General features: G+C 70.5%; 21 protein-coding genes, 1 pseudogene and 1 riboswitch. Of the genes and pseudogenes, 14 read left to right on the forward strand and 8 right to left on the reverse strand.

What is annotated here, in order from left to right; translation table 11 throughout:
• The first annotated feature begins 28 nt into the window (after positions 1-28).
• Entirely contained in the window at positions 29-1,093 is a 1,065-nt protein-coding gene (locus HCA58_RS08510; RefSeq protein ID WP_169597245.1) for an ABC transporter ATP-binding protein, read from the forward strand.
• Positions 1,094-1,156: 63 nt separating this feature from the next.
• On the opposite strand, the gene HCA58_RS08515 is transcribed toward HCA58_RS08510, so the two are convergent.
• Entirely contained in the window at positions 1,157-1,777 is a 621-nt protein-coding gene (locus HCA58_RS08515) for an L-threonylcarbamoyladenylate synthase (protein WP_169597204.1), read from the reverse strand.
• Positions 1,778-1,863: 86 nt separating this feature from the next.
• Between HCA58_RS08515 and HCA58_RS08520 the strand changes: the two genes are divergently transcribed.
• The 10 genes from HCA58_RS08520 (at position 1,864) to HCA58_RS08565 (ending at position 12,477) form a co-directional block, all read left to right on the forward strand.
• Complete coding sequence (locus HCA58_RS08520; protein WP_169597205.1) at positions 1,864-2,262, forward strand: hypothetical protein; 399 nt, start codon at positions 1,864-1,866, stop codon at positions 2,260-2,262.
• A gap of 133 nt (positions 2,263-2,395) precedes the next feature.
• Positions 2,396-2,971, forward strand: a complete 576-nt coding sequence (locus tag HCA58_RS08525; protein WP_169597206.1) for a GNAT family N-acetyltransferase — start codon at positions 2,396-2,398, stop codon at positions 2,969-2,971.
• A 108-nt stretch (positions 2,972-3,079) separates the two neighbouring features.
• Positions 3,080-3,793: a siderophore-interacting protein gene (locus HCA58_RS08530; protein ID WP_169597207.1), complete on the forward strand. Its 714-nt coding sequence runs from the start codon at positions 3,080-3,082 to the stop codon at positions 3,791-3,793.
• Positions 3,771-4,988 carry a siderophore biosynthesis protein gene (locus HCA58_RS08535; protein WP_240955693.1) on the forward strand — a complete coding sequence of 406 codons (1,218 nt, stop codon included), beginning with the start codon at positions 3,771-3,773 and terminating at the stop codon, positions 4,986-4,988. Before HCA58_RS08530 ends, HCA58_RS08535 begins: the two co-directional genes overlap by 23 nt.
• The gene (locus HCA58_RS08540; RefSeq protein WP_169597208.1) at positions 4,985-6,604 is read left to right on the forward strand and encodes an IucA/IucC family siderophore biosynthesis protein; all 1,620 of its coding nucleotides are present in this window, start codon (positions 4,985-4,987) and stop codon (positions 6,602-6,604) included. Before HCA58_RS08535 ends, HCA58_RS08540 begins: the two co-directional genes overlap by 4 nt.
• A complete protein-coding gene (locus tag HCA58_RS08545; protein WP_169597209.1) occupies positions 6,601-8,262 on the forward strand; it encodes an IucA/IucC family protein in 1,662 nt (553 codons plus the stop codon). Before HCA58_RS08540 ends, HCA58_RS08545 begins: the two co-directional genes overlap by 4 nt.
• The gene (locus HCA58_RS08550) at positions 8,259-9,395 is read left to right on the forward strand and encodes an alanine racemase (RefSeq protein ID WP_169597210.1); all 1,137 of its coding nucleotides are present in this window, start codon (positions 8,259-8,261) and stop codon (positions 9,393-9,395) included. Before HCA58_RS08545 ends, HCA58_RS08550 begins: the two co-directional genes overlap by 4 nt.
• Before the next feature lie 163 nt (positions 9,396-9,558).
• The gene (locus HCA58_RS08555) at positions 9,559-10,656 is read left to right on the forward strand and encodes an iron ABC transporter permease (RefSeq protein WP_169597211.1); all 1,098 of its coding nucleotides are present in this window, start codon (positions 9,559-9,561) and stop codon (positions 10,654-10,656) included.
• Positions 10,657-10,681: 25 nt separating this feature from the next.
• Positions 10,682-11,668: an ABC transporter substrate-binding protein gene (locus HCA58_RS08560; RefSeq protein WP_169597212.1), complete on the forward strand. Its 987-nt coding sequence runs from the start codon at positions 10,682-10,684 to the stop codon at positions 11,666-11,668.
• A complete protein-coding gene (locus HCA58_RS08565) occupies positions 11,665-12,477 on the forward strand; it encodes an ABC transporter ATP-binding protein (protein WP_169597213.1) in 813 nt (270 codons plus the stop codon). Before HCA58_RS08560 ends, HCA58_RS08565 begins: the two co-directional genes overlap by 4 nt.
• 101 nt (positions 12,478-12,578) lie before the next feature.
• On the opposite strand, the gene HCA58_RS08570 is transcribed toward HCA58_RS08565, so the two are convergent.
• The 3 genes from HCA58_RS08570 to metH form a co-directional block, all read right to left on the reverse strand.
• Positions 12,579-13,574 carry a ribonucleotide-diphosphate reductase subunit beta gene (locus tag HCA58_RS08570; protein WP_169597247.1) on the reverse strand — a complete coding sequence of 332 codons (996 nt, stop codon included), beginning with the start codon at positions 13,572-13,574 and terminating at the stop codon, positions 12,579-12,581.
• 38 nt (positions 13,575-13,612) lie between these two features.
• Entirely contained in the window at positions 13,613-15,991 is a 2,379-nt protein-coding gene (locus HCA58_RS08575; RefSeq protein WP_169597214.1) for a ribonucleoside-diphosphate reductase subunit alpha, read from the reverse strand.
• A gap of 122 nt (positions 15,992-16,113) precedes the next feature.
• Positions 16,114-16,318: riboswitch (cobalamin riboswitch) on the reverse strand.
• 151 nt (positions 16,319-16,469) lie between these two features.
• Entirely contained in the window at positions 16,470-19,985 is a 3,516-nt protein-coding gene (metH, locus tag HCA58_RS08580) for a methionine synthase (protein WP_346775917.1), read from the reverse strand.
• A gap of 291 nt (positions 19,986-20,276) precedes the next feature.
• Between metH and HCA58_RS08585 the strand changes: the two genes are divergently transcribed.
• Complete coding sequence (locus HCA58_RS08585; RefSeq protein ID WP_169597215.1) at positions 20,277-21,146, forward strand: PAC2 family protein; 870 nt, start codon at positions 20,277-20,279, stop codon at positions 21,144-21,146.
• A 130-nt stretch (positions 21,147-21,276) separates the two neighbouring features.
• The gene (locus HCA58_RS08590) at positions 21,277-22,068 is read left to right on the forward strand and encodes a GntR family transcriptional regulator (RefSeq protein ID WP_169597216.1); all 792 of its coding nucleotides are present in this window, start codon (positions 21,277-21,279) and stop codon (positions 22,066-22,068) included.
• 138 nt (positions 22,069-22,206) lie between these two features.
• Here HCA58_RS08590 and mshC read toward each other — a convergent pair whose 3' ends face one another.
• The 4 genes from mshC to HCA58_RS08610 form a co-directional block, all read right to left on the reverse strand.
• Positions 22,207-23,445: a cysteine--1-D-myo-inosityl 2-amino-2-deoxy-alpha-D-glucopyranoside ligase gene (mshC, locus tag HCA58_RS08595; RefSeq protein WP_169597217.1), complete on the reverse strand. Its 1,239-nt coding sequence runs from the start codon at positions 23,443-23,445 to the stop codon at positions 22,207-22,209.
• A 65-nt stretch (positions 23,446-23,510) separates the two neighbouring features.
• Positions 23,511-24,329 (reverse strand): SCO1664 family protein, encoded by an 819-nt coding sequence (locus HCA58_RS08600; RefSeq protein WP_169597218.1) that lies wholly within the window; start codon positions 24,327-24,329, stop codon positions 23,511-23,513.
• Complete coding sequence (locus tag HCA58_RS08605) at positions 24,326-24,910, reverse strand: DUF3090 domain-containing protein (RefSeq protein ID WP_169597219.1); 585 nt, start codon at positions 24,908-24,910, stop codon at positions 24,326-24,328. The genes HCA58_RS08600 and HCA58_RS08605 overlap by 4 nt, the downstream gene beginning before the upstream one ends.
• A 94-nt stretch (positions 24,911-25,004) precedes the next feature.
• Complete coding sequence (locus HCA58_RS08610; RefSeq protein WP_169597220.1) at positions 25,005-25,718, reverse strand: histidine phosphatase family protein; 714 nt, start codon at positions 25,716-25,718, stop codon at positions 25,005-25,007.
• 321 nt (positions 25,719-26,039) lie between these two features.
• Between HCA58_RS08610 and HCA58_RS08615 the strand changes: the two are divergent.
• Positions 26,040-26,286: pseudogene (locus tag HCA58_RS08615) on the forward strand (hypothetical protein); the annotation flags it as partial.

Raw genomic sequence — 26,286 nt, forward strand, 5'->3', positions numbered from 1 at the left:
GCCGGGCGACCCTTCACCCGGCCCTGCGGTGCTCGACGCCCACCTCGTCGTGGACCGTGGCACCTTCCGACTCGATCTACCGCTGACCATCCGCCCGGGCGAGGTCGTCGCTCTCCTCGGGCCGAACGGCGCTGGCAAGACAACCGCGCTGCGGGCCCTCGCCGGCCTGCTTTCCCTCACCGGCGGGCACCTCAGCCTCGCAGGACGCCACCTCGATCATCCGGGCCGGCGGATCTGGACCCCGACCGAACAGCGTCCGATCGGCGTCGTCTTCCAGGACTACCTGCTCTTCCCGCACCTGACCGCGCTGGACAACGTCGCGTTCGGGCCGCGTCGGCAGGGCCTCGACCGGCAGCGGGCCCGGCAGCGGGCAGCGGACTGGCTGACCCGGGTCGGGCTCGCCGAACAGGCCCGGCGCCGGCCCCGCCACCTGTCCGGCGGGCAGGCGCAGCGGGTGGCCCTGGCCCGGGCCCTGGCCGTCGAACCCGCGCTACTGCTGCTCGATGAGCCGCTCGCCGCGCTCGACGCCCGTACCCGGCTCGACACCCGCGCCCAGCTCCAGCGCCATCTCGCCGACCACCCCGGCGCCACGCTGCTGGTCACCCACGACCTGATCGACGCGGTCGTGCTCGCCGACCGACTGGTCGTCATCGAACAGGGTCGGGTGGTGCAGATGGGCGACGTCGCCACCGTCACCGCCCAGCCGCGCACCGACTACGTCGCCCGTCTGGTCGGTCTCAACCTCCACCGAGGGCGGGCCGACGGGCACCGCGTCCTGCTGGCCGGCGGGTTGCACCTGGTCACCGGCGACCGGCACGAAGGTGAGGTCCTTGTCGCGTTCGCCCCCTCGGCTGTGGCGCTGCATTCCGTCCGCCCCGACGGCAGCCCCAACAGCTGGCCGGCCACCATCACCGGGGTGCACCGCCACGGCGACAACCTGCGGGTGCAACTCGACGGCCCGGTCACCGTCGCAGCCGACGTCACCCCGGGCGCCGCCGCCCAGCTGCGACCGGCACCCGGGCGGACGCTGTGGGCCGCCGTCGAGGCCGCCGAGACCCGCGTCTATCCGGCCTCGGCGGTCCCTACCGGCTGACCGTTTTCGATCGCCGGGGTTCGTCCTCCGGACGGCGGACCTTCGCGTACCGCCGGGCCGACGTCAGACGAAGCGTGCCGGGTCACCGGCGCCCAACCGAACGATTTCCGGCTCACCGTCGGAGAAGTCCACCACCGTGGTCGGTTCGGTGCCGCAGTCGCCCGCGTCGACGACCGCGTCGACGACGTTGTCGAGACGTTCCTTGATTTCCCAGCCCTGGGTCATCGGCTCCTGCTCGTCGGGCAGCAGCAACGTGCTCGACAGCAGCGGCTCGCCGAGCGCGTCGAGCAGCGCGCGGGTGACCGGATGGGCGGGGATGCGCGCTCCGACCGTTTTCTTGCGGGGGTGCCACAGTCGCCGGGGCACCTCCTTGGTGGCGGGGAGGATGAAGGTGTACCGGCCGGGGGTGGCCGCCTTCACCGCGCGGAACACCGCGTTGTCCAGCTGCACGAACTGCCCGAGCTGGGCGAAGTCGCGGCACACGAGGGTGAAGTGGTGCCCGCTGTCGAGGTGGCGGATCTCTCGGATCCGGTCGATGCCGTCCCGGTTGCCCAGCCGGCAGCCCAGGGCGAAGCAGGAATCCGTCGGGTACGCGATCAGACCGTCCCTGCGGATGATGTCGATCACCTGGCCGATGCTGCGCGGTTGCGGGTTGTCGGGGTGCACGTCGAAGTACCTCGCCATGGGCCGAAGCTTAGAGCGCCCGCTTCCACTGTCGCGTTGCCGACAGTGGCGCGTCCAGCCAAACGTCGACGTTCATCGTTGTTCTTATGGTCGTACGCCCACCCGGCGGCGGCTCCGGGGACCTGCTCCGGCCGCCCACGACGCCGACCCCGGTACGGGGCACCGTGCTCGCGTTCGCCCTGCTGTCGCTGTTGTTCGCGCTCGCGACGGTACACCGGTCGCTGGCCGCGACCGGTTCCCTCGGCGCCGTCGCCTTCTTCGCCGCCATGGCCACGGCGTGTGCGCTGGTGTCGGTCAGCCTGGCAGCCCGCCGCCGCTGGGCACCCTACCCGGCGTATGCCCTGGCCGCCCTGCTGGCCGCCGCCTCACTGGGCCTCTTCGGCGCGATCACCGTTGTCGGTCTGGGCCTGCTGGTCTGGGTGGTCCTGGCATTGAACACCCGGGACTCGCGGGACTGGTTCGGTCGGCGCGGTCGGCTGCGCTGACCTGGGTCCCGCTCTCACCCGGGCGAGGCGATCAACCCGGCCGGCAGGGGTGTCGTGGCCGCCCTCGGACACCGACTTGCCCCCACGTCGACCCATTGTTTAGGTTTGCCTAACCAAAGTTTGGGAGGGTTCCATGTCGTTGCCCGCCGCGACCGAAACGATCGGCGAACGGGACAGCGCCGTCGTCACCACCGACCGGGTTGACATCGAGGCGCTCACCCACGTCTACCACCAGGTGCACGCCACCGCACTGCACCTGGTCGACCACATCGCACCGACGGCCGAGGAACGCCTCCGGTGGACCGCCGCCGCCCCCGGTTTCGAGGCGGCGCTCGGGTACGTCGACGGCCAGCTGGTGGGCGCGGTCATGGGTTGCCCGCTGCCACCGGAGACCCTGTGGTGGCGTGACCTGACCTCCGCCACGGATCCGGACCTCGCCGTCGAATGGCCGGGCCGCACCTTCGCGGTGTGCGAGGCGTTCGTCCTGCCCGAGTACCGCCGGCACCGCCTCGGGCTCCGGATGACTGTCGAGTTGCTGACCCGACGACGCGAGGAACGGGTATCCCTCGCCGTCGCCGAGACCAACACCCGGGTGTGGCACGCACTGCAACGCACCGGGTTCACCCATGTCGGCGACCTCGTGCCGTTTCCTGGCTGGCGTTCGCACCGGATGCTGGTACGCGCGCTGCCACTGACCGCCACCCCCTGAACCGACCTCGCGGGCCGGTAGTCGTACGCCCAGCCGTCCCGGCCGGGTCGAAGGCGTCGACGGCCGGCAACTGTGCACCGCCCGTTCGCACCCACAGTGGAGAACCCGATGAAACGGAACTGGGAAGCCCTCGTACTCAAGGCGTTCGGGGGCCGGAACTTCCAGCTGACCGTCCTGGAGACCGAACCCGTCGGGGACCACTACCGACGGCTGCTCGTCGACGGGGGTGAACTGCTGCGTACCTGCGGTGTGCACCCCACCATGTGGATCCGGTTGTGGTTCGACAACGAGGGCCGGCCGCACCAGCGGGCGTACACTCTCGTCGACCCGGACGCCGACAGCGGACAGTTCCATCTCGTGTTCGCACTGCACGACGGCTGCGCCGCCCGCTGGGCCTCGACCGCCCGGCCCGGGGACACCATCGAGGCGACCGTCCAGGGCAGCACCTTCTCCTTTCCCGAGCCGGCGCCCGGCCGGCTGCACCTGGTCGGTGACGCGGCATCCCTGCCGGCGGTCAACAGCCTGCTCGACGCCGCCGGACCGGCGTCGGCGGGAATCTGGCTCGAGTACGCCCACGACGGTGAACGCGAGCTGCCGCTGCGTACCCGGCCACACGACGAAGTGGTGTGGGTACCGCGCCGTGCCGAGGGCCAACACCTGGTGGACACCGTCACCACCGCTCTGACCACCGGCCAGGAGGACAGCCTGTACTGGGTGGCGTGCGAGGCGGCCAGCACCCGCAGCATCGTCAGGCACCTCCGCAAAGGACTCGGCGTCGGCAAGGAGCAGGTGTCGGCGCTTGCCTACTGGCGCGCCCGGTGACGGCCCGGCACCCCACCGACTCGTGATGCTGTACCTGACCGCCGTCAATCCGACAGACTCCGTCCTGGACGGACTACTGCCGGCCGCTGACGCTCTCGGCGTGCCGGTCACCGTGCTCACCGACCGGCCCGACGACTGGCCCGGGTCAGTGTCGACGCGGGGCTGCCCGGTGCGGGACCCACGTGCCGTCACCGAGGCGGTCCGGGCAGGACCAGCCCCGGTGGGCCTGTTCTCCAACAGCGATCACCTGCAGGCCGCCACCGCGCTGGCCGCCCGCCGACTCGGCCTGCCCGGTAAGGATCCCGAGGCGGCACGACGCTGCAAGGACAAGGCCGCCACCCGGCAGGCGGTGGCCGACGCCGGTCTCGACGACGTCCGGGCCCGAACGTTGGCACCTGCGCAACCGCCGACGTTCGATGTCTTCCCCGCCGTGGTCAAGCCCCGCGACGGCGTAGCCAGTGAGGACGCCTATCTGGTCACCGACGAGGACGAACTGGCCAGGCGGGTGAGCGAGATCCGCCGCCGCCGACCGGACGCGTCACTCGTGGTGGAGGAGTACCTGCCCGGCGAGGTCCGCACCCACGACACCCTCGGTGACACCGGCACACTCACCGTGCTCGGTGGCTGGCGCACCACGCTCGGTCCGCCGCCCACCTTCACCGAGCTGTGCCTGGAGTGGGCACCGGCAGCCCCGGCGACGGCTGAGCGGCTACGGGCTCAACTGGATGCCCTCGGCGTACGGTTCGGTGCCTGCCACACCGAGTTCGTCATGCACCGGGAACGCCCCCGCCTCATCGAGGTCAATGACAGGTTGATCGGCGACCGGATGGATCTCATCCTGGCCGAACTTCTCGGGATACCCCTGTTCGAGTACGTCATCCGGCTGCACCTGGGCGAGTCCGTGGCCGACTTCACGCTACCCGACCTGGCGCAACACGTACCGGCCGCCCGCGTCGAGTACGTCTGCGCCGACCGCACCGGCACCCTCGTCGCCGCCCCTGGAGCCGTCGACGCGGTACGCGACGGGGTGCGGCTCGGCTGCCGCCCGTTACGGGCGGTCGGTACCAGCGCCGCGCGAACCGGCACGAACCGTGACTACCTTGCCGTCCTGCACGGCATCGGGTCGGATCCGGTCACGGTGCGCCGCGCGCTCGTCGGATTCCGCGCCGACCTCGACTGGGTGATCGCCGCGTGACCGACCCGGTCGAGCGGGAACTGTTCCGCCGGGTGCTGAACGCTCTGCTGCGAGAGGACCACCTCGGGATGAGCAGCGGCGGCCGTCCTGACGGGCCCGGCTGGTGGCAGGCACCGCACCACGCCGGTCAGCTACGACTTCCGGTCCGTCCCGACGGTTTCCAGCACACCGTCCGCCTGGCCCGCGCCGAACTGCACCTGTGTCCGGCCGGTCAGGCTCTGCGCCGGGTTGACACCCTGGCGGGCCTGCTGGAGCTGCTCGCGCCACCCGACGATGCCGACGCCGAGCAGGGATGGCGTGTCTTCACCGACGAGTGCCGGCAGGACCTGCTCGCCCGCCGGCTTGCCGCAACCAACCGACCGGTCACGTTCGCCCGGATCGCCGCTGCCCGGGTCGGCTGGCCCACCGGCTTCGGCGGCGCCCTCCTCGACGACGTGCTCGCCGCCCACGCCGGCCACGCCGTCTACCCCACCGACCGGTGCCGGCACGGCCTGGACGGCGCCGACCTGCTCCGGTACGCACCGGAACACGCTCCCGCGTTCACCCTGCGCTGGCTGGCCGTACCGGCCCGGACGCTGCGACTGAGCGGCCGGTTGCCCAGCTGGTGGCCGGCGCCGCGCCGGGCCGGTGAGGTGCTGCTGCCGGTGCATCCACTCACCGCCGACCGGTCGGACCTGCCGGTGCTCGACACACCGGGCATCACTGTGCGGCCCACGCTGTCGATGCGGACCGTCGCCCTGGACAGCGATCCGACCACGCACCTGAAGCTGCCGCTGCCGACCGCGAGTCTGGGCGCCCGCAACCGCCGCACCCTCGCACCCGGCTCGCTCACCGACGGCGCGGACATGGCCCAGCTACTCGACCGCCTTGCCGCGGCGCAGCCGCGCTTCGCCGGCCGGATCGTGCACGCCGACGAGAGCACCTTCGGCCACTGCGACGACGAGTTGCGGGCTTTCCTGCTCCGCCGGCTCCCCGTCGGTTGGGACCGGGCGACCGTGGTGCCGGTGGCCGCCCTCGCCGCGGCGGATCCCACCGCCGGCACGGTCGCCCAGCGCATCGGCGGTGACGACCCGACCCGGCTGCTCGGGTCCTACCTCGATCTCCTGCTCGACTGGCACGTGTTCCTTTGGTTACGTAACGGAGTGGCATTGGAAGCACATCCACAGAACATCCAGCTGGTCCTGTCGGCCGAGGGCCCGGTACGGCTGCTGTACAAGGACAACGACGGTGCCCGGCTGGACCGCCGGCACGCGGGCGCGCTCCGACTGCGCGACCAACGGATGTGGATCCGCCACCCCGGGGAGTTGTCCGACATGTTCGTGACGATCACCCTGCACCTGGCTGCCGCAGCACCTCTGCTCGCCCTGGCGGAGCGGGGGGTGCCGGTGCCCTCGCCCGCCGAGGCCCTGGCGCCCCGCCTACGCGCCGCCCGCGACAGGTGGGGCGACACACCCGCCGCGCGGGAGCTGATCGACCGCGTCCTGACCGCCGACCGGTTGCCGGTCAAGGCGATGCTCACCGCCGGCACGCTGCTGCCCAAGCATCGGATCGGCTGCACCGACGTGAACAAGTTCTACCTCCGCACCGGACCCAACTACCTACGGAGCGCCTCGTGACGCCGCAGACGGCTGAGGCCACCACCCGACCGGCGGAACGCGCCGCCGACCTGGCCGCCGCGCACACCCTGCTCGCCTGCTACCTGCGGGAGGTGGCTGCGCCCGACGGTGCCGCCGAGACCGTCGGCGGGATCCTGCGGATCCGGCTGCCGAACGTCGGACTGACCCTTTCCTGCCGGCTGGTGCGGGTCTCTCCCGTGTTGGCGCACCGCTACGTCGGCCCGGTCCGCTGCCGGCCCGCATCGATCCTTGACCGCCCGGCCGTGCCGGTCGCCGTCCCACCGATCGACGTGCCGGACGACGGCCCGCTCGTCGGTGACGTGCCGGTCGACAGTGCGCAGCTCGCACGGTTGATCGCCACCGAGTTGAGTGCCCGCACCGGGCTGGCCAACGACGAATTCGTCGAGCAGGTACTGGGCAGCCGGGACGCACTGGCCACACTGTTGCGACAGCGACCGTCCCGCGACCCCACCCCGACCGGTGACCCGGTGCTGGACGGCTACGTCGATTCCGAACAGTCCCTCGTGTACGGGCACCCGCACCACCCCAGCCCGAAATGGCGCAGCGGTGACCCGGCGAGCTGGCGGCGGTACGCCCCGGAGCTCCGCAGCGCATTCCAGCTGAGTTGGCTCGCCGTCCCGACCGCTCTGGTGGCCGACGACGGGCCGGTGGACGAACTGATCGCACCGCTACGACCGCCGGATGCCCCACCCGGGCACCTCCTGCTGCCGGTGCACCCGTGGCAGTTGGACCTGGTCCCGCCGAACGATCCGCGACTGCGCCGGCTCGGCCCGGCCGGGGTACCGGTCCGTCCGACCGCGAGCGTCCGTACGCTGTACGCCCCCTCGGTGGACCGGTTCCTCAAGACCAGTCTGCACGTACGCATCACCAACTGTCTGCGCAAGAACGCCCGCTACGAGTTGACCGGGGCGGTGGCGTTGACGCGGTTTCTGGCCGATGTGCCGCTCGCGGCGCAGGTCGGTCTGCTACGGGAACCCGGCTACCGGACCGTCGACCTGCCGGGTGCGGACGAGGCGTACGGCACCATCCTGCGGACGGGTGTACGCGAACATCTGCGGCCGGGCGAGCGGGTGGTGTTGGCGGCGGCGTTGGCTGCCACACCGCTGACCGTGCCTGATCCGTTCGGCTGGTGGCGGGCCTACGTCGAGTTGCTGGTACCCACCGTGCTGCGGCTGTGGCTCGGTCACGGCGTGGTCCACGAGGCGCACCTGCAGAACGTGCTCGTGGTCCTGGCCCCGGATGGCCGCCCGGTCCGACTGGTCCTGCGGGACCTCGAGGGGGTGAAGTTGGATCCGGGCCGGTTGACGGCCTGGCCGGACGGGGTGCCCCGGGAAGTCGCCTACACCCCCGCGCAGGCGGCCCTGCGCGTCGTCTACTGCTTGTTCGTCAACCACCTCGCCGGCCTCGCCGGTGCGCTCGCCGACTTTCACCCCGGCGTGGAGCCCCGGCTGTGGCAGCTGGTCCGGCAGGTCGTCGAGGCGACGTACGCGCAGCTGGGTGAGCCGGTCGAGCTGGTCGCCCTGCTCGACGGCGCCCCGCTCGCCGCGAAGGCGAACCTGCTGGTCCGCTGGCATCGGGCCGCCGACCAGCGGGCACCCTACGTCGTGGTGCCCAACCCGCTGGGTGGTGCCGGGTGACCCGACCCACGTACGTCTACGACCTCGCTGCCCTGGCTACCCATGCCTCCGCTGTCCGGGCGGCCCTGCCGGCACAGGTCGAGCTGCTGTACGCGGTCAAGGCCAACCCCGACGCGGGTGTGCTGCGTATCCTCGCCGCCTCGGTCGACGGCTTCGAGGCCGCCAGTCGGGGCGAGCTGCGGCACCTCGCGGACGTGCTGCCCGATCAGCGGGTGGCCGCGTTCGCCGGGCCGGGCAAGACCGACGCGGATCTGACCGCCGCGCTCGTGTCCGAGGTGCACCGGGTACACGTCGAGTCCGGTGCCGAACTGCACCGGCTGGCCGCTCTGGCCCGGGCCGCCGGGCGTACCGTCGACGTGCTGCTACGGGTGAATCTGCCGGTCGCCACCCCGGGGGCGGTGCTGGTGATGGGCGGGCAGGCGAGCCCGTTCGGCATGGACCCGCAGGAAGCGGTCCGGCTTGCCGCGCAGCCGCCGGCCGGTGTCCGGGTCCGTGGCGTGCACGCCCACCTGGCCAGCGGGCTCGACGCGGCGACCGCCGCCGTGGTGGCGCGCGAGGTGACCGACTGGGCGGTCCGGCAGGTACGCGCCGAGGAGGTGAACGTCGGCGGCGGCATGGCAGTCGACTACCACCGTCCGGAGCAGCGTTTCGACTGGCGGGTCTACGGTCGGCTGCTCGGCGAGGTGGCGAAGGCTCATCCGATGGTCCGGCTCCGCATCGAGCCAGGTCGGGCCGTGGCGGTCTACTGCGGGTCGTACCTGACCGAAGTGATCGACGTGAAACGGTCCCGGGGCCGGTGGTTCGTGATCGTGGCCGGCGGCACCCATCATCTGCGGACCCCGGCGGCCAAGGGGCACTCCCAACCCTTCGTCGTGGTGTCCCGGGCCGGTACCGGCCCACGGACCGACGGCGGTCCGGTCACCGTCGTCGGTCAACTCTGCACACCGAAGGACGTGCTGGCCCGCGACACCGACAGTGGTCCGATCGCCGTCGGCGACGTGCTGGTCTTCGGGATGGCCGGTGCGTACGCCTGGAACATCAGTCACCGCGACTTCCTGCTGCATGATCCGCCCGACTTCCGGGCCGGTGATCCACTCGCCGTCGCGCACAGTTGGGGTCGCGCAGCGCCGTGATCCGTCGACGCGCTGAGACCGACAGCGCGCCGGCTGGACAGCTCTTCGCCTTGGCGACGGCCGGCGTCCCCGGCCGTACCGGGGCGAGCGGTGCGCCCTTTCCGCTGCCCTGATCTTGCTGATAGCTTGTTGCCACTGCTTTGCAAGAGCCTAGGGAGTGCAGATGGGTGCGGTGACCGCGACCGCCCTGCCCGAAAACCGGCCGGACCTGCTCGGTGTCGCAGCGCAGCGCCGCCGGACCGGGATCTGGCTGCTCGCGCTGACGATCACGCTGATCCTCACCGGGGTGATCGCGGTCGGGTCCGGTGCGGTCAACGTCCCCCCGGCGACGGCGGCGCAGATCATCGGGCACCATCTCGTCGGCCTGCCCGGCGAGGTGACCTGGACCCCACCCCAGGACGCCATCGTCTGGCAGGTACGACTACCCCGGGTGCTGCTCGGCATGCTCGTCGGTGCCGGGCTTGCCGCATGCGGGGTCGCGTTGCAGGCCATGGTGCGCAACGTTCTGGCTGACCCCTACCTGCTGGGCATCAACTCCGGCGCCTCCAGCGGGGCAGCCGCCGCGATCCTGTTCGGCGCAGGCGCCACCTTCGGACAGTACGCCCTGTCCAGCAGCGCCTTCCTCGGCGCGCTCAGCGCGTCGCTGCTCGTCTTCCTGATCGCCCGCAGCGGCGGGCGGGTGACATCGGTCCGGCTGCTGCTGTCCGGTGTCGCTGTCGGTTACGTCCTCTACGCCACCACCAGCTTCCTGATATTCGCCTCCGGGTCCGCCGAAGGCGCCCGCTCAGTGATGTTCTGGCTGCTCGGCTCCCTCGGGCTGGCCCGGTGGAACGCTCTGCTGCTCGTCGCCGCGGTCGCACTCGGCTCGATGATCACCTACCTGACCGTCGTCGGCAGACGCCTCGACGTGCTGGCCATCGGCGACGAGACCGCCCACACGCTCGGCGTGTCACCCGGCCGGTTCCGGCTCCGGCTGCTCGTGCTCGTGTCGCTGGGCGTTGGTGTGCTGGTCTCCGCCGCCGGCAGCATCGGCTTCGTCGGCCTCGTCGTGCCGCACCTGGCCCGCCGCATCGTCGGCGCCCCACACGTCCGCGTGGTACCGGTGGCCGCGTTGCTCGGCGCCATCCTGCTGGTCTGGGCCGACGTGCTCGCCCGGATGCTGCTCTCCCCCCAGGAGATCCCGATCGGCATCGTCACCGCCCTGCTCGGTGCCCCCTTCCTGCTGGTCCTCATCCGTCGCCTGCACGCCACCGGCGCCTGAGCGCCCGACCCGCCGAGGAGCGCCGATGAAAGCAACCCGACTCGCCGTCACCGCCGCCACGTCCACTCTCTCGCTGCTGGTAGCCGCCTGCGGCGGAGCCGGCAACGAGCCGGGCGGTGACCGTCCCGGCTTTCCCGTCACCGTCACCAACTGCGGCGTCCAGGTGACCTTCGACGCCCCACCGCAGCGGGTCGTCCTGCTCACCAGCGCGGCGGTGCCGTACCTGCACGCGCTCGGTGTGCTCGACCGCGTCACCGCCCGCGCCGGGAAGTACCCCAGGGAGTACTACGACAGCGGCACCCTCGCCGCACTCGACCGCATCCCCCTGCTAACCGACAAGACCGACACCACCGGCCACCTGCAGATCGCCAAAGAGGTGGTGATCAGCCAGGAACCAGACCTGGTGCTCGGCGAGGTCGACAACCTCTCCCGCGACACCCTCTCGGCGGTGGACATCCCGCTGCTCGAGGAACCGGCCCTGTGCGCGGAAACCACCGCCACCCCCAGCTTCGCCGACATCCCCCGGCAGCTGGAAACCTACGGTCGGGTGTTCGGCCGCGAGGCACAGGCGGCTTCCGCCGTCGACGCACTCACCGAGCGGATGGCGACGATCCAGGCCAGCCCGACGACAGCGCCCGGTCGTACCGCGGCGGTGCTGTACCCGACGGTGGGCGGCGGCAGCACGTACGCGTACGGCTCCGCCAGCATGGCCCATCCACAACTGGAGGCGGCCGGCTTCCGAAACGTCTTCGGCGACACCCCCGAACGCGTGTTCGAGGTCACCATCGAGGAACTGCTCGGCCGTGACCCCGACGTGCTGATCCTGCTCCACAGCGACGGTGACTCCGCCGCGGTCGCGCAGGGCCTGACCGGTCTACCCGGCGCCGAGCAGCTCACCGCGGTCCGCAACGGCAACGTGATGACCCAACTGTTCCACTTCACCGAGCCGCCGACCCCACTGTCGATCGACGGACTGGAACGCATCGTGCGACGGTTCGGATCCGAGTCGTGATCCAGGCGACCCAGGTCTCCTGGCGCTACGGTGCCAACCCGGTGATCGACGGGATCAGCGTGACCGCCCGACCCGGGCGGGTGCTCGGCCTCATCGGCCCCAACGGCAGCGGTAAGACCACCCTGCTGCGGCTGCTCTACGGCGCACTGCGCGGCGGCACCGGACACGTTGCCGTCGATGGTGACGAGGTGAGCGCACTACCGCCGCGGGAAGCCGCGCGGCGGCTCGCCGTGGTGGTGCAGGAAACCGGCGCGGAGACCGCCCTCACCGTGGCCGAGTTGGTGCTGCTGGGCCGCAGCCCGCACCTGAGCACCTTCCAGCGCACCGGGCCAGCCGACCACGAGATCACGATCGAGTGTCTACGCCGGGTCGGCGCCGGCCAGTTGGGGTCACGGGCGTTCGCCAGCCTCTCCGGCGGTGAACGCCAGCGGGTGCTCATCGCCCGGGCGCTGGCCCAGCAGGCCACCCACCTGCTCCTCGACGAGCCCACCAACCATCTCGACATCCGCTACCAGCACGAAATCCTGCGGCTGGTCCGCGGCCTGGGCACCTGTGCCGTCGTCGTACTGCACGACCTGAACCTCGCCGCCCGTTACTGCGACGACCTGGTGCTGCTGGGCCGAGGCGAGGTCGCCGCGGCCGGCACCACCGAGGAGGTCCTCGACCCCACCGTGATCGAAGCCGTCTACCACATCGGCGTCCAGCGCCTCGACCTCGACGGCGCCATCCACCTGCTGTACCACCCCCGTGACGAACCCACCGCCACGGGGACCAGCGCACCGGCGGCGGCCAGCCACATGCCGGCGTGAACGCAGCCGACCGCAGAAGCCCCGCGGTGCTCCGGCCCCGGCGGTGATCGGCAGGATCGCCGCCGGGGCCGAACCCGGTTACACAACCGGCCGGACCTGCGTCAGAAGTCGTCGTCGAAGGCGACCGTGCCGGTGACACCAACCTGGTACGCCGACACCCGGCGCTCGAAGAAGTTCGACAGCTCCTGCACGTCCTGCAACTCCATGAAAGCGAACGGGTTCTTCGACCCGTACAGCGGTTCGATCTCCAACTGCGCCAACCGGCGGTCGGCGACGTGCTGGAGGTACTCGCGCATGTCCGCCAGAGAAAGCCCGGAAACACCCTGTTCGAGCAGGTCGGCGGCGAACTGCACCTCACACTCGACGGCCTCGGCCAGCATGTCCCGGACCTGCTGCTCCATCTCGGCGTCGAACAGATCCGGCTCCTCGGCGCGTACGGTGTCGACCACGTCGAAGGCGAAGGCCATGTGCATCGACTCGTCCCGGAACACCCAGTTGGTGCCGGAGGCCAGGCCGTGCAGCAGGCCCCGGGAACGCAGGAAGTACACGTAGGCGAAGGCGCCGTAGAAGAACAACCCCTCGATGCACGCGGCGAAACAGATCAGGTTGAGCAGGAACGACCGCCGGTCCTCGCGGGTCTTCAACTCCCGCAGCTCGAAGATCGAGTCGATCCACTTGAAGCAGAACTCGGCCTTGCGGGCGATCGACGGGATGTTCTCCACCGCCGCGAACGCCGCGAACCGTTCCCGCTCGTCGGGCACGTAGGTGTCGAGCAGGTTCAGATAGAACTGGACGTGCACCGCCTCCTCGAACAGCTGCCGCGACAGGTAGAGCCGGCCCTCCGGGGAGTTGACGTGCTGGTAGAGATTGAGCACGAGATTGTTGGCGACGATGGTGTCGCCGGTGGCGAAGAACGCCACCAACCGGGACACCAGGTGCTGCTCCGCCGGGGACAGCTTGGCCAGGTCGGTGAGGTCGGAGTGCAGGTCGACCTCCTCCACCGTCCAGGTGTTCTTGATGGCGTCCTTGAACCTGTCGAAGAACTGCGGGTAGCGCATCGGCCGCAGGGTCAGGTCCATACCGGGGTCGAGCAGCATCTGCCGCTGACCGGTGGTGGGCTCAGAGGAAACGATCGTCACTGGCACGCCTCGCAGCTCTCGGGATTCTCCAGGGAGCAGGCCAACGCCTCGTCGTCGCTGACCGCGACGACCGGCTTGATGGCGACGGTGGCCTGCTGGATCCGGGTCGCGGGACGCGACCGCAGGTAGTAGGTGGTCTTCAGCCCGGCTTTCCAGGCATACAGGTACATCGAGGAGAGCTTGCCGATGGTCGGCGCGCCCAGGAACAGGTTCAACGACTGCGACTGGTCGATGAACGGCGCACGGGCGGCCGCCAGATCGATGAGCGCCCGCTGCGGCAGCTCCCACGCGGTACGGAACAGCTCCCGCACCTGCGGCGGCAACTCGGCGATGCCCTGCACCGATCCCTCGGCCCGCTTGATCTGCTCCCGGATCGGCGCCGTCCACAACCCACGCGCCTTCAACTCCCGGACCAGATAGGTGTTGATCTGGAGGAACTCGCCGGACATCGTCTCGCGCTTGAACAGGTTGGACACCTGCGGCTCGATGCATTCGTAGCAACCGGCGATCGAGGCGATCGTGGCGGTCGGTGCGATCGCCACCAGCAGCGAGTTCCGCAGGCCGTGGCGGGCGACCGTCTCCCGCAGGGCGGCCCACCGCTGCGTCTGGGTCACCTCTGCGCCCCACAGGTCGGGGTGCAGCTCACCCTTCGCCGCGCGGGTCTCGGCGTACGCCGGGTGCGGGCCGAAACTCTCGGCGAGCCCCGCTGACGTCTCCAACGCGGTCAGGAAGATCTCTTCCTGTACCCGGGTCGACAGCTCCCGCGCCTGCGCCGAGTCGAACGGCAGACGCAGAGCGAACAACGCGTCCTGCAGACCCATCAGCCCGAGCCCGACCGGCCGCCAGCGCGGGTTCGACACCGCCGTCTGCTCGGCCGGGTAGTAATTGATGTCGATCACCCGGTCGAGGAACACCACCGCCGTGCGCACCGTCGCCCGTAGCTTCTCCCAGTCGACACCGTCGGCGGTGACGTGCGCCCCCAGGTTCACCGATCCCAGGTTGCACACCGCCGTCTCGGTGTCGCTGTTGACCTCCAGGATCTCCGTGCACAGGTTCGACAGGTGGATCGTGTTGCCCGGCTCACCGGTCTGGTTCGACAACCGGTTCGCCGCGTCCTTGAACGTCATCCACCCGTTGCCGGTCTGCGCGAGCGTACGCATCATCCGGCCGTACAGGTCGCGGGCCTTGACCGTGCGGACGGCCTTCTTCTCCGCCGCCCGGTACGCCTCGTCGAACGCCTCACCGAAAAGATCCGGCAGCTCCGGCGCATCCGACGGGTCGATCAACGACCAGTCGCCGTCCGCTTCGACCCGGCGCATGAACTCGTCCGGGATCCAGTTCGCCAGGTTCAGGTTGTGGGTACGCCGGGACTCCTCCCCGGTGTTGTCCCGCAGCTCCAGGAACTCCTCGATGTCCGGGTGCCACGGCTCCAGGTACACGCAGGCCGCGCCCTTACGCCGACCCCCCTGGTTGACGGCCGCCACCCCGGCGTCGAGGGTCTTCAAAAACGGCACGATGCCGTTGGAGCGGCCGTTGGTTCCCCGGATCAACGCACCCCGGCCCCGCACCCGTGACCAGGAGATACCGATGCCGCCGGAGAACTTCGACAGCTTCGCCACCTGGTGGTAGCGCTCGTAGATGGAGTCGAGTTCGTCGCGTGGCGAGTCGACGAGGAAACACGACGACATCTGGGTGTGCCGCGTCCCCGAGTTGAACAACGTGGGTGAACTCGGCAGGTAGGCCAGGCTCGACATCAACCGGTAGAAGCCGATCGCCTCCCCCGGCGTCTGCGACAACCCGCAGGCGACCCGCAGCAGCCAGTACTGCGGCGTCTCCACCACCAGCCGGGTCCGCGGATGCCGAAGCAGGTAGCGGTCCGCGACCGTACGCAGCCCGAAATACTCGAACCGCAGGTCACCGTCGGGGTCGACCGCGTCGTCCAGCTTGCGGGCGTTGCGGGCCACGAACGCGGCGGTCGTGTCCCCGACAAGTCCCAGGTCGTGCGCGTGACGAATGGACTGGCTGAAACTGGCTACCTGCTGTCCGCGGACCTCCTTGTCCACGTACGCGGCAAGCAGCCGCGCCGCCAGCTTGGAGTACTGCGGCTCCTCGCCGATCAGCTCGGCGGCCGTCTGAATGGACAGCTTGTCCAGCTCAGCGGTGGTGGCGCCGTCGTACAAACCACTGATCGTCTTCGTGGCCACCCGAAGCGGATCCACCTCGTCCAGATCGGCGACCCACCGCTCCACCGCGCGGACGATCTTGTTGACGTCCACCGGTTCGGCGTCCCCGTTGCGCTTACGGACCTGCATCACCTGCCGGCGCTGCTCCGGCACAGCTGGGCCGGACGCAGGAATCTCCCGCACGACCGTCACGTCTCTCTCCTCGCGCCGTCTACTGATGGCCTCGGACAACGCGGGAGGACGCCACAGGGCTCGCGCACAGGCGCGTTCCGGGTGGCGTCGGCCGTCCCACGCGGCCGACTGCCGCCGCCCGCGTGCGCGGACGGCGTGCTGGCAGGTCTTCGGGCTCGTGGGCGTGCTCGCCTTCCTACTGGCCGTCGCTTCCCAGGCCGCAGCCCAGTGCCGTGTGACGGCTGTCGTTCCCACTCACCGCTGCGGGGCAGCCCCGGATTCACACCGGGTTCCCTCTTACCTCAGCCGCCCCGGATGGGCGCCCGAACCAGCTACGGGTGACACCATATATGGGTGGCCTACGAACGCAAGACACCAGATGGTGTGCCGGCGTGTCCTGCAACGGATCTCACATCCGGCTATCCCCCGCGCCGCTGCGTGCCTGCCACACACCGAATCGACAGTGGAACCCGAAGCGAACGCGCAGTGCCCACACGCTCTACCTGGCGTTGAAGTAGCTGGCCTCGGGATGATGGACGACGATGGCGTCGGTGGCCTGCTCCGGCATCAGCTGGAACTCCTCGGACAACTCCACACCGATCCGCCCGGCACCCAGCAACTCCACGATCTTCGCCCGATCCTCCAGATCGGGGCAGGCCGGGTAACCGAACGCGTACCGGCAGCCCCGGTAGTCGGTGCGCAGCAGACCAGCCAGGTCAGCCGGGTCGTCGTCGGCGACGGTGCGGCCGTCGGGCAGCCGCAGCTCGGACCGGACCCGCCTGTGCCAGTACTCGGCGAGGGCCTCGGTGAGCTGCACCGACAACCCGTGCACCTCCAGGTAGTCGCGGTACTCGTTGCGCGCGAACAGCTTCGCCGCGTACTCACTGACCGGCTGGCCCACCGTCACCAGCTGCAACGCGACCACGTCCAGGTCACCGCCGCGCGGGCGGAAGAAGTCGGCCAGGCACAGCCGCCGCTCCTGCCGCTGGCGGGGGAAGGTGAAGCGGGCCCGCTCGGCGTGCCCGTTCTCGTCCAAGACCACCAGGTCGTTGCCCTCCGAGTAGGCGGGGAAGTAGCCGTACACCACGGCCGCCTCCAACACCTGGTCGGCGATCAGCCGGTCCAGCCAGTAACGCAGCCTCGGCTGACCCTCCGTCTCCACCAGCTCCTCGTACGACGGACCCTTACCGCCCCGCGCACCACGCAGCCCCCACTGGCCCATGAAGGTGGCCCGCTCGTCCAGCAGCGCCGCGTAGTCGGCCAGCGGCACCCCCTTGACCACCCGGGTGCCGTAAAACGGTGCCACCGGCACCGGCACGTCGACCGCGACATCCGAGCGCACCGAGGTGTCGTGCAGCTCAGGCAGCGACTCCGTCACCATCGCGCGCTGTCTTTCCCGGCGGGCCCGCCGCGCCGCCAGAGCCGCCTCCCGTTCGGGATCCACCACCGGAGCACCGCCACGCTTGGCGGTCATCACCCGGTCCATCAGGGACAACCCCTCGAAGGCGTCACGGGCATAGTGCACCTGACCGGGGAACATCGACCGCAGGTCGTCCTCGACGTACGCCCGGGTCAACGCCGCGCCACCGAGCAGAACCGGCCAGCGCTCCGCGACCCCGCGCGAGGCCATCTCGACCAGGTTCTCCTTCATGATGACGGTGCTCTTGACCAGCAGACCCGACATGCCGATGGCGTCGGCGCGGTGCTGTTCGGCGGCGTCGAGGATGGCGGAGATCGGCTGCTTGATGCCGATGTTCACCACCTCGTAGCCGTTGTTGGACAGGATGATGTCCACCAGGTTCTTGCCGATGTCGTGCACGTCGCCCTTGACGGTCGCGAGCACGATGCGACCCTTGCCGCCGTCGTCGGCCTTCTCCATGTGCGGTTCGAGGTACGCCACCGCGGTCTTCATCACCTCGGCGGACTGCAACACGAACGGCAGCTGCATCTGACCGGAACCGAACAGCTCACCGACGACCTTCATGCCGTCGAGCAGGATGTCGTTGATGATGAGCAGCGGAGCGGTGCCAGCGGCCATCGCCGCGTCGAGGTCGGCCTCCAGACCGTTGCGCTCGCCGTCGATGATCCGCCGCTTCAGCCGCTCGTTGAGCGGGAGGGCCGCCAACTCCTCGGCCCGGGTGGCCCGTGCCGAGGCGGCGTCGACGCCCTCGAAGACCTCGATGAACCGCTGCACCGGGTCGTAGCCTTCACGACGTCGGTCGTAGATGAGGTCGAGGGCGATCTCGCGCTGCTCGTCGGGAATCTTCGCCATCGGCAGGATCTTGCTGGCGTGCACGATCGCCGAGGTGAGCCCGGCCTGAACGCACTCGTGCAGGAAGACCGAGTTGAGCACCTGCCGGGCCGCCGGGTTGAGCCCGAACGAGACGTTCGAGATGCCCAGGGTGAAGTTCACCCCGGGCCAGCGGCGGGCGATCTCCCGGATCGCCTCGATGGTCTCGATGCCGTCTCGGCGGGTCTCCTCCTGACCGGTGGCGATCGGGAAGGTCAGCGCGTCGATGAGGATGTCCGAACGGTGCATCCCCCACCGGCCGGTGAGATCCTCGATCAGCCGCCCGGCGACCCGTACCTTCCACTCCGCCGTCCGCGCCTGCCCCTCCTCGTCGATGAGCAGTGCGACCACGGCGGCGCCGTGCTCGGCGACCACCGGCATCACCCGCGCGTACCGGGACTCCGGGCCGTCGCCGTCCTCGAAGTTCACCGAGTTGACCACGCAACGACCGCCGAGCATCTCCAGCCCGGCCTCGACCACCGCCGGCTCGGTCGAGTCCAGCATGATCGGCAGGGTGGAGGCGGTGGCGAACCGGCCGGCCAGCTCACGCATGTCGGTGGTGCCGTCCCGGCCGACGTAGTCGACGCAGAGATCCAGCAGGTGTGAACCGTCACGGGCCTGGCCACGGGCGATCTCCACACAGGACTGCCAGTCCGCGGCGAGCATGGCCTCCCGGAACGCCTTGGAGCCGTTGGCGTTGGTGCGCTCCCCCACCATCAGCACACTCGCGTCCTGCGCGAACGGCACATGGTGGTAGACCGAGGAGACACCCGCGTCGACGCGCGGCTGGCGGGCCACCGGCCGTACGTCACGCAGCCGATCGGCGAGTACCCGGATGTGCTCGGGGGTCGTGCCACAGCAACCGCCGACCAACGCGACGCCGTAGTCGGTGACGAACTGTTCCAACGCGTCGGCCATGTCCTCGGGACCCAGGGGGAAGTACGCACCGTCCGGGGTGAGTACCGGCAGACCGGCGTTGGGCATCACCGACACCGGAATGCGGGAGTGTCGAGACAGGTAGCGCAGATGCTCACCCATCTCGGCCGGTCCGGTCGAGCAGTTGAGCCCGATCAGGTCCACGCCGAGCGGCTCGATCGCGGTCAACGCCGCACCGATCTCGCTGCCCAGCAGCATCGTGCCGGTGGTTTCGACCGCCACGTGACAGATGATCGGGACGTCACGGCCCAGCTCGGTCATCGCCCGCCTGGACCCGATCACCGCTGCCTTGACCTGGAGCAGATCCTGACAGGTCTCGATGATCAGCGCGTCCGCGCCACCGGTGATCAGTCCACCGGCGTTCTGCTGGTACGCGTCGCGGAGCGTGGCGTACGCGGCGTGACCGAGGGTCGGCAGCTTCGTCCCCGGGCCTATCGAACCGAGCACCCACCGGGGCTGTTGCGAAGTCGAGTAGACGTCGGCGGCATCCCGCGCCAGTCGTGCCCCCACCTCGGACAACTCCCAGATCCGGTCCGCGATGTCGTACTCGGCGAGGTTGGGCAGATTCGCGCCGAAGGTGTTCGTCTCCACACAGTCCGCGCCCGCCGCCAGGTACGCCTCGTGCACCCCGCGGACGACGTCCGGCCGGGTGACGTTGAGGATCTCGTTGCATCCCTCCAGGCCGTCGAAGTCGTCCAGGCTCAGGTCGGCGGCCTGCAACATCGTGCCCATCGCCCCGTCGGTGACGAGGACCCGATCTGCCAGCGCGTCAAGCAACGAAGTCCGCACAACCTCAGGTTAGTGCGACAGGGCGGGCCCACGCCCCTGCGTGTGGCACGTTCCCACATTGTGTCGTCCGGATCACGGTGTCTGTTTCGGCCGGCATCACCGAACATCATCGGCTGCTGGGCGCACGACACCGGCGCTGAGGCCCGCCCCGACCGGCGCGGCCGACGGGCCGGTTCCGGGCCCGACACGTAGGCTGACTGACGTGAAGGACTACAGCGACACCGCCACGCACCGTGGGCGGACGACCGGGCCTGCGGCCCGGACCGCCGGTGACGAGCAGGAGGTGACGGCATGACCGAGTTCGACGGGCTGCCGGTGCTGCGGTCCCCCGTCGCCATCTGCGCCTTCGAGGGGTGGAACGACGCGGCGGACGCGTCCACCGCGGCGGTCGAGCACCTGGAGCAGGTATGGGAGGCCCGGCCCGTCACCGAGCTGGATCCGGAGGACTTCTACGACTTCCAGGTCAGCCGGCCCACCATCACCATGTCCGACGGCGCCACCCGCCGGGTGGAATGGCCCACCACCCGGTTCACGGTCGCCAGTCCCGCCGGTACCGAGCGGGACGTGGTGCTGATCCGCGGCATCGAGCCGAGTATGCGGTGGCGGACCTTCTGCGAGCAGGTGCTGGAGATCTGCCACAGCCTGGAGGTCGAGCGGGTGGTGCTGCTCGGAGCGCTGCTGGCCGACGTGCCGTACACCCGGCCGCTACCGATCAGCGGCAGCGCCTCCGACGCCGACGCCGCGCGCCGATACCAGCTCACCCCGACCCGCTACGACGGGCCGACCGGCATCGTCGGCGTCCTGCACGACGCCTGCACACGAGCCGAGGTCGACGCCGTCTCGTTCTGGGTCCACGTGCCGCACTACGCCAACAATCCGCCCTGCCCGAAGGCCACCCTCGCCCTGCTGCACCGGGTCGAGGAGGTGCTCGATCTGCCGGTTCCCATGGCCGACCTGGCCGAGGAGGCCGCCGAGTGGGAACAGCGGGTACGCAGCGCCGCCGAGCAGGATGCCGAGCTGGGCGAATACGTACGCGAGTTGGAGGAACGGGTGGGTGATGCCGGCATCACCCCGTTGACCGGGGACGAGATCGCCCAGGAGTTCGAGAAGTACCTGCGCCGCCGCGGTGGATCAGCCGGTCCCACCGCCGGTTCCTGGTAACTCTTCCCCTTCTTCGTTTCACGAGGCCCCGGGCGGGTGATCGCCCGGGGCCTCGTCGTGTGGGTCGGGGTGGCGATTCACGCACCCCGTAAGGCATCCTAGGACCCTAGCTGAAACGAGGAGGCGGGGGATGCAAATCAACCCGGGGGCGGCCGAGTTCCCGCACCGACAGATCGCTACGCAGCTCAAGAGCCAGATCCGGCGCGGCGACTGGGCACCGGGCGAACGACTGCCGTCCATCCCGGCCATCGCCGAGATGTTCGGCGTCGCCAAGCAGACCGTGCAACGCGCCGTCGACCAACTCCGGGTCGAGGGCATCCTGATCACCAAACCCGGATCCGGCACGTACGTCCGGGGCACCCGGCGTCGACTCAACCGGCTCTCCCGAGGCCGCTACGGCGGCTTCCGCGGCTACCACACAGACCTGGCGGCCCGCTACCGCCAACAGCTCGTCTCCGTCGGCCGCTCCCCCGCACCGCCCGAGGTGGCCGACGCCTTCGGCGTACCCGACGGCACCGAACTGCTCTGCCGCCGCCACCTCGTCCGCACCGAGGACTCACCGGTGGAGGTGGGCGCCTCCTGGTTCCTGCCCGCCGACACCGCCGGCACCTCGCTGGAACGGACCGAGGCGTTCGGCCGCCCCCTCTACCAGGAAGCCGAAGAGGCCACCGGCCGGCGGTACACCACCGCCACCGACACCATCACCGCACGCCAGCCCAGCCGCGAAGAATCCGAGACCCTCCAGATCCGGCCGGACACCCCGGTACTGCATCTGCTGCACGTGGCGTACGACCCGCAGCGCCGACCCATCGAGGTCGCGCAAGCCACCTGGCCCGGCCCCGTCACCACCCTCACCGAGCAGTACCAGATCCCCGCCCCCACCGCCGAACCCGACCCTGACCCCGGCCTCGTCCTCGGCTGACCCGCGGCGCCGCCCCGCCCCACCGGACGCAGGCAACACCATCGGGATACTGCTGTGTCCGGCGCTGACGAAGCCACGACGCCAGGCCACCGGCGACGGGCACACGTCAGCACGGCGGGACAGGCAGGCGGTGGTTGATCAGAGGCGGATGCCGAGCAGGGCGTCGACGGTGTCGGCGAACAGGAGCGGCGCCGCCGGGTCGTCGTCGACCCCGGCGAGGGTTCGCTCGGCCCACTCGTCAGCCACCCGCAGGGCGCCGGGAGTGTCGAGGTCGTCGGCGAGTTTCCCGCGTACGCCGGCCAGGAGCCCCGCACCGGACGGCCCGGCGGCCTCGGCGGCGGCCCGTCGCCAACGGTTCAGCCGGCCCTGCGCGTCAGTGAGCAGGTCGTCGGTCCACGACCGGTCGGCGCGGTAGTGACCGGAGAGCAGAGCGAGCCGGACCGCCATCGGATCCACCCGGTCGGCCCGCAGCCGGGAGACGAAGACCAGGTTGCCCCGGGACTTGGACATCTTCTCGCCGTTGAGTCCGATCATGCCGGCGTGCACGTAGTGACCGGCGAACGGCGCGGCGCCGGACAACCGCTCGGCGTGCGCGGCGGAACACTCGTGGTGCGGGAACAACAGGTCGTTACCGCCACCCTGGACGTCGATGGTGGAGCCGAGCAGGTTGAGGGCGATCACCGCGCACTCGATGTGCCACCCCGGTCGGCCCGGGCCAAGGTCGTTGCCGGGCCAGGACGGCTCGCCGTCTCGGGCACCGCGCCACAGCAGCGGGTCCAACGGGTCACGTTTACCGGCACGGTCCGGGTCGCCGCCACGCTCAGGAAAGATGTCCAGCATCTCCGCGCGGGACAGGTTCGACTCGTAGCCGAAGCTCGGCGCGGTCGAGACGTCGAAGTAGACGTCGCCGGTGCCGTCGTCGAGACGGTACGCGGCACCATCCTTGAGCAGCACGAGCACCTTGTCGGCGATGTCCGGGATCGACTCCACCGCGCCCACGTAGTGGGCCGGCGGGATGATCCGCAACGCCTCCATGTCCTCCCGGAACAGCGCCGTCTCCCGCATCGCCAGGACCTTCCAGTCCTCACGGTCACGCTCCGCCCGCTCCAGCAACGGATCATCGATGTCGGTGACGTTCTGGACGTAGCGGACCTCGCGCCCGGTGTCGCGCCACATCCGCTGCACCAGATCGAAAGTGATCATGGTGGCGGCATGCCCGAGATGAGTGGCGTCGTACGGGGTGATACCGCAGACGTACATGGTGGCGGTGCCGTCCGGGTCACTCGGCTGCGTACTCCCGCGAGCCGAGTCGAACAACCTCAACGGCCCGGGCCGCCCCGGCAGCCGCGGCACCTCGTGCCCCATCCAAGACTCCATGCTCGTCAGCCTAACCAGCCGCCGGGTAACGTCACGCCGACCGGCGAGTGATCAACGCGACAGGCTCAGAGCGGTGGCCAGGGCACCGCCGGCCAGTCCTGCGACGGCCGTGGAAAGCGGCAACTCTCGCGCAGCCGGTCGATCCGGGCGGCCAACGCGGCGGTCTCGCCACGGGTGAGATGCTCGGCCAGGTCCGCACCGAGCGGCCCAGCAAGCTGCCGGGACAGGCGAGCGAGCATGTCGACCGCGTCGTCGGGCAGGGAGCGGTCGGCCCAACCCCAGAGCACCGTACGCAGCTTCTCGTCCACGTGGAAGCTCACCCCGTGGTCGACCCCGTGGATCCGGTCGTCCGGGCCGACCAGCACGTGGCCGCCCTTACGGTCCGCGTTGTTGATCACCGCGTCGAGCAGTGCGAGCCGGGCCAGCCGCGGGTCGTCGGCGTGGGCCAACGCGTACGCGGTGCCGTCGTCGTCGCGGGCGGCCGCGATCGGGAACCAGCGGGCCGGCACCGAATCGGCCGGCACGAACCCCACAAGCGGCTCGGAGTCGGGTGGCTCGTCGATCCACAGCTGGCAGGAGCCCGGCCCCAACGGCCCGTCCCGCAGCACCGTCGGCGGCACCAGATCCCACCCGGTGGCCGCGGAAACCAGGTAAGCCGCCACCTCACGGCCCGCCAGGGTGCCCTCGGGGAAATCCCACAGCGGTCGCTCGCCGCGCACTGGTTTGTACACGCACCGAGCCGACACCCCGTCCAAGGTCAGCAGCGCCCGCAGGGTGGTGTTGGAGGCGTCGACGAGGCGCCCCTCGACGGTCAGCTCACCGTCCCGCAGCAGGCGCAGCGCAGCACCCCCTTCCTGACGGGGAGCCACACCGGAGGAGGTCACCGGTGGTAGCCGTTGTTCCGGGGGCAGAGATGGCCGGCCGGGTCCAACGGCTGACCGCAGAGGGGGCAGGGTGGCCGACCGGCGTTGACCACTCGTCGGGCCCGCTCGATGAACGCGCGAGTCGCCTCCGGGGTCAGCCGGACCCGCAGCCGGTCGAGATCCTCGTCCGGCTCGACGTCATCGGGTTCTTCCTCTGCCTCGGCCTCCACCTCGCCGAGCTCGATCTCCGACTCGGCCTCGCCGACCGCTATCGCCTCGATCACCACGGTCGCGGTGTCCGCGTCGAAGGCCAGGCCCAGTGTGCCGACGCGGAACTCCTCGTCGACGGGGGTCTCCAGCGGATCGTTGTCACCGACCGGGACCACAGCCTCCGGCAGCTCCACACCGAACCGACGCTGAGCCTCGGTCAGCAGCTCCTCCAGCTTCTCGGCGAGCAGGGAGACCTGGACCTTCTCCAGCGCGACGCTGACCAGGCGGCCACCACCGCGCGCCTGAAGAAAGAACGTGCGCTCCCCCGGCGGCCCGACGGTCCCGGCGACGAACCGCTCCGGCGGCTCGAAGGCGTGCACCTGGTGGGTCATAACCACGACCCTATCCGGCGGCCACACACAGCGCGCACCCCACCGACCCGTTTCGCGGCACACCCGACGGTGCCGGGACGCGCGTCCGGGCGAGTCATCGGGACACCCCCGCGCCACCGCCGACCGCAGCGTCCGAGTCCGTCGGCCGGCGGGCCCGCCGACGCCGCTTACCAGGCGCCGGCACCAGGCCGGCCAGGTCACCACCGACGTCGTTGAGACGGATCAGGAAGGGACGCAGAGGCGTGTAGCGGATCACGGTCACCGATGCCGGATCGACCACGATCCGCTGGAAGAGGTCCAGGTGTACGCCGAGCGCGTCGGCGACGACAGCCTTGATCACATCCCCGTGACTACAGGCCAGCCAGACCGCCTCCGGGCCGTGCTCGGCACTCAGTCGGGCGTCCCAGGCGCGAACCGCCGCGACCGCCCGGGTCGCCATCTGCGCCATCGCCTCACCGTCGGGGAAGACGACGGCGCTGGGATGCTGCTGCACCACCGGCCAGAGCGGCTCCTTGGCCAGCTTCTTGAGTGGCTGGCCTTCCCAGCTGCCGTACCCACATTCGATCAGACCCTCGTCCACCACCGGGGACGCGTCGGGCAACGCCAGTTCAAGGGTCTGCCGGCAGCGGACCAGTGGGCTGGTCACCACGGCCGCCAACGGCACCGCCCGCAGCCGGCCACCGACCGCGGTGGCCTGGGCGCGACCGGTCTCGTCCAGCTCGACGGGCTGCCGACCGGCGAGACCACCGTCGGCGTTCGCGGTGGTACGTCCGTGCCGCAGGAGCAGAAGTGTCGCCACCCGCACCACCCTAGGCCCTCGCCCACACCGCTGATGGCTGCACCGAACTCCCCGGGAGGTCGGGCGCCTTCCGCCACCGGCCACGGCGGTGACCGGACGGCACCCTGGGGCGTTTACGACCGAACGGGCATGGTGTCCGGTTCTGCGGGCCGCAGCGGGCGGAATCATCGACCGGTGGCCGGCGTTGTGCAGGGTGGCTGACCGAGCAGCACACCGGCCCACCCCGGGGCCGATCTCCTCTCAGACTTCTGGCGCTCGACCGCGCCGACCTCACCCGCCACCCCCGTTCCACGACGGGCGAGGTCCGACCCCGACGCGAAGGAGCCCCCGATGAACACCATGCTGCGAAAGAGCATCCTCGGTATCGCCGGCCTCGGCACCGCCGTCGGTCTCGCCGCCGGCCCGCTCAACCACGGCACGGACAGCGACCCCACCCCCACCAACCCCATCGCCGCCGTGCAGGCCGACACGCCGGACACCAGCACGCTGCTGCCGCACGGCACGCCGACCGGCCAGTCGACGATCGAGTTGGACGACGAGCAGGTCGGCAACGTGAAGGCGATCATCGCGGCGACGA

The sequence above is a fragment of the Micromonospora sp. HNM0581 genome (assembly GCF_012726175.1).
Taxonomy (GTDB): Bacteria; Actinomycetota; Actinomycetes; order Mycobacteriales; family Micromonosporaceae; genus Micromonospora.

What these genes read in the sequence shown, in the direction of transcription:
- HCA58_RS08515 (WP_169597204.1), bottom strand. Translation starts at nt 1,777, where the DNA reads ATGGCGAGGTACTTCGACGTGCACCCCGACAACCCGCAACCGCGCAGC.
- HCA58_RS08520 (WP_169597205.1), top strand. Translation starts at nt 1,864, where the DNA reads ATGGTCGTACGCCCACCCGGCGGCGGCTCCGGGGACCTGCTCCGGCCG.
- HCA58_RS08525 (WP_169597206.1), top strand. Translation starts at nt 2,396, where the DNA reads ATGTCGTTGCCCGCCGCGACCGAAACGATCGGCGAACGGGACAGCGCC.
- HCA58_RS08530 (WP_169597207.1), top strand. Translation starts at nt 3,080, where the DNA reads ATGAAACGGAACTGGGAAGCCCTCGTACTCAAGGCGTTCGGGGGCCGG.
- HCA58_RS08555 (WP_169597211.1), top strand. Translation starts at nt 9,559, where the DNA reads ATGGGTGCGGTGACCGCGACCGCCCTGCCCGAAAACCGGCCGGACCTG.
- HCA58_RS08560 (WP_169597212.1), top strand. Translation starts at nt 10,682, where the DNA reads ATGAAAGCAACCCGACTCGCCGTCACCGCCGCCACGTCCACTCTCTCG.
- HCA58_RS08570 (WP_169597247.1), bottom strand. Translation starts at nt 13,574, where the DNA reads ATGCTGCTCGACCCCGGTATGGACCTGACCCTGCGGCCGATGCGCTAC.
- HCA58_RS08585 (WP_169597215.1), top strand. Translation starts at nt 20,277, where the DNA reads ATGACCGAGTTCGACGGGCTGCCGGTGCTGCGGTCCCCCGTCGCCATC.
- HCA58_RS08590 (WP_169597216.1), top strand. Translation starts at nt 21,277, where the DNA reads ATGCAAATCAACCCGGGGGCGGCCGAGTTCCCGCACCGACAGATCGCT.
- mshC (WP_169597217.1), bottom strand. Translation starts at nt 23,445, where the DNA reads ATGGAGTCTTGGATGGGGCACGAGGTGCCGCGGCTGCCGGGGCGGCCC.
- HCA58_RS08605 (WP_169597219.1), bottom strand. Translation starts at nt 24,910, where the DNA reads ATGACCCACCAGGTGCACGCCTTCGAGCCGCCGGAGCGGTTCGTCGCC.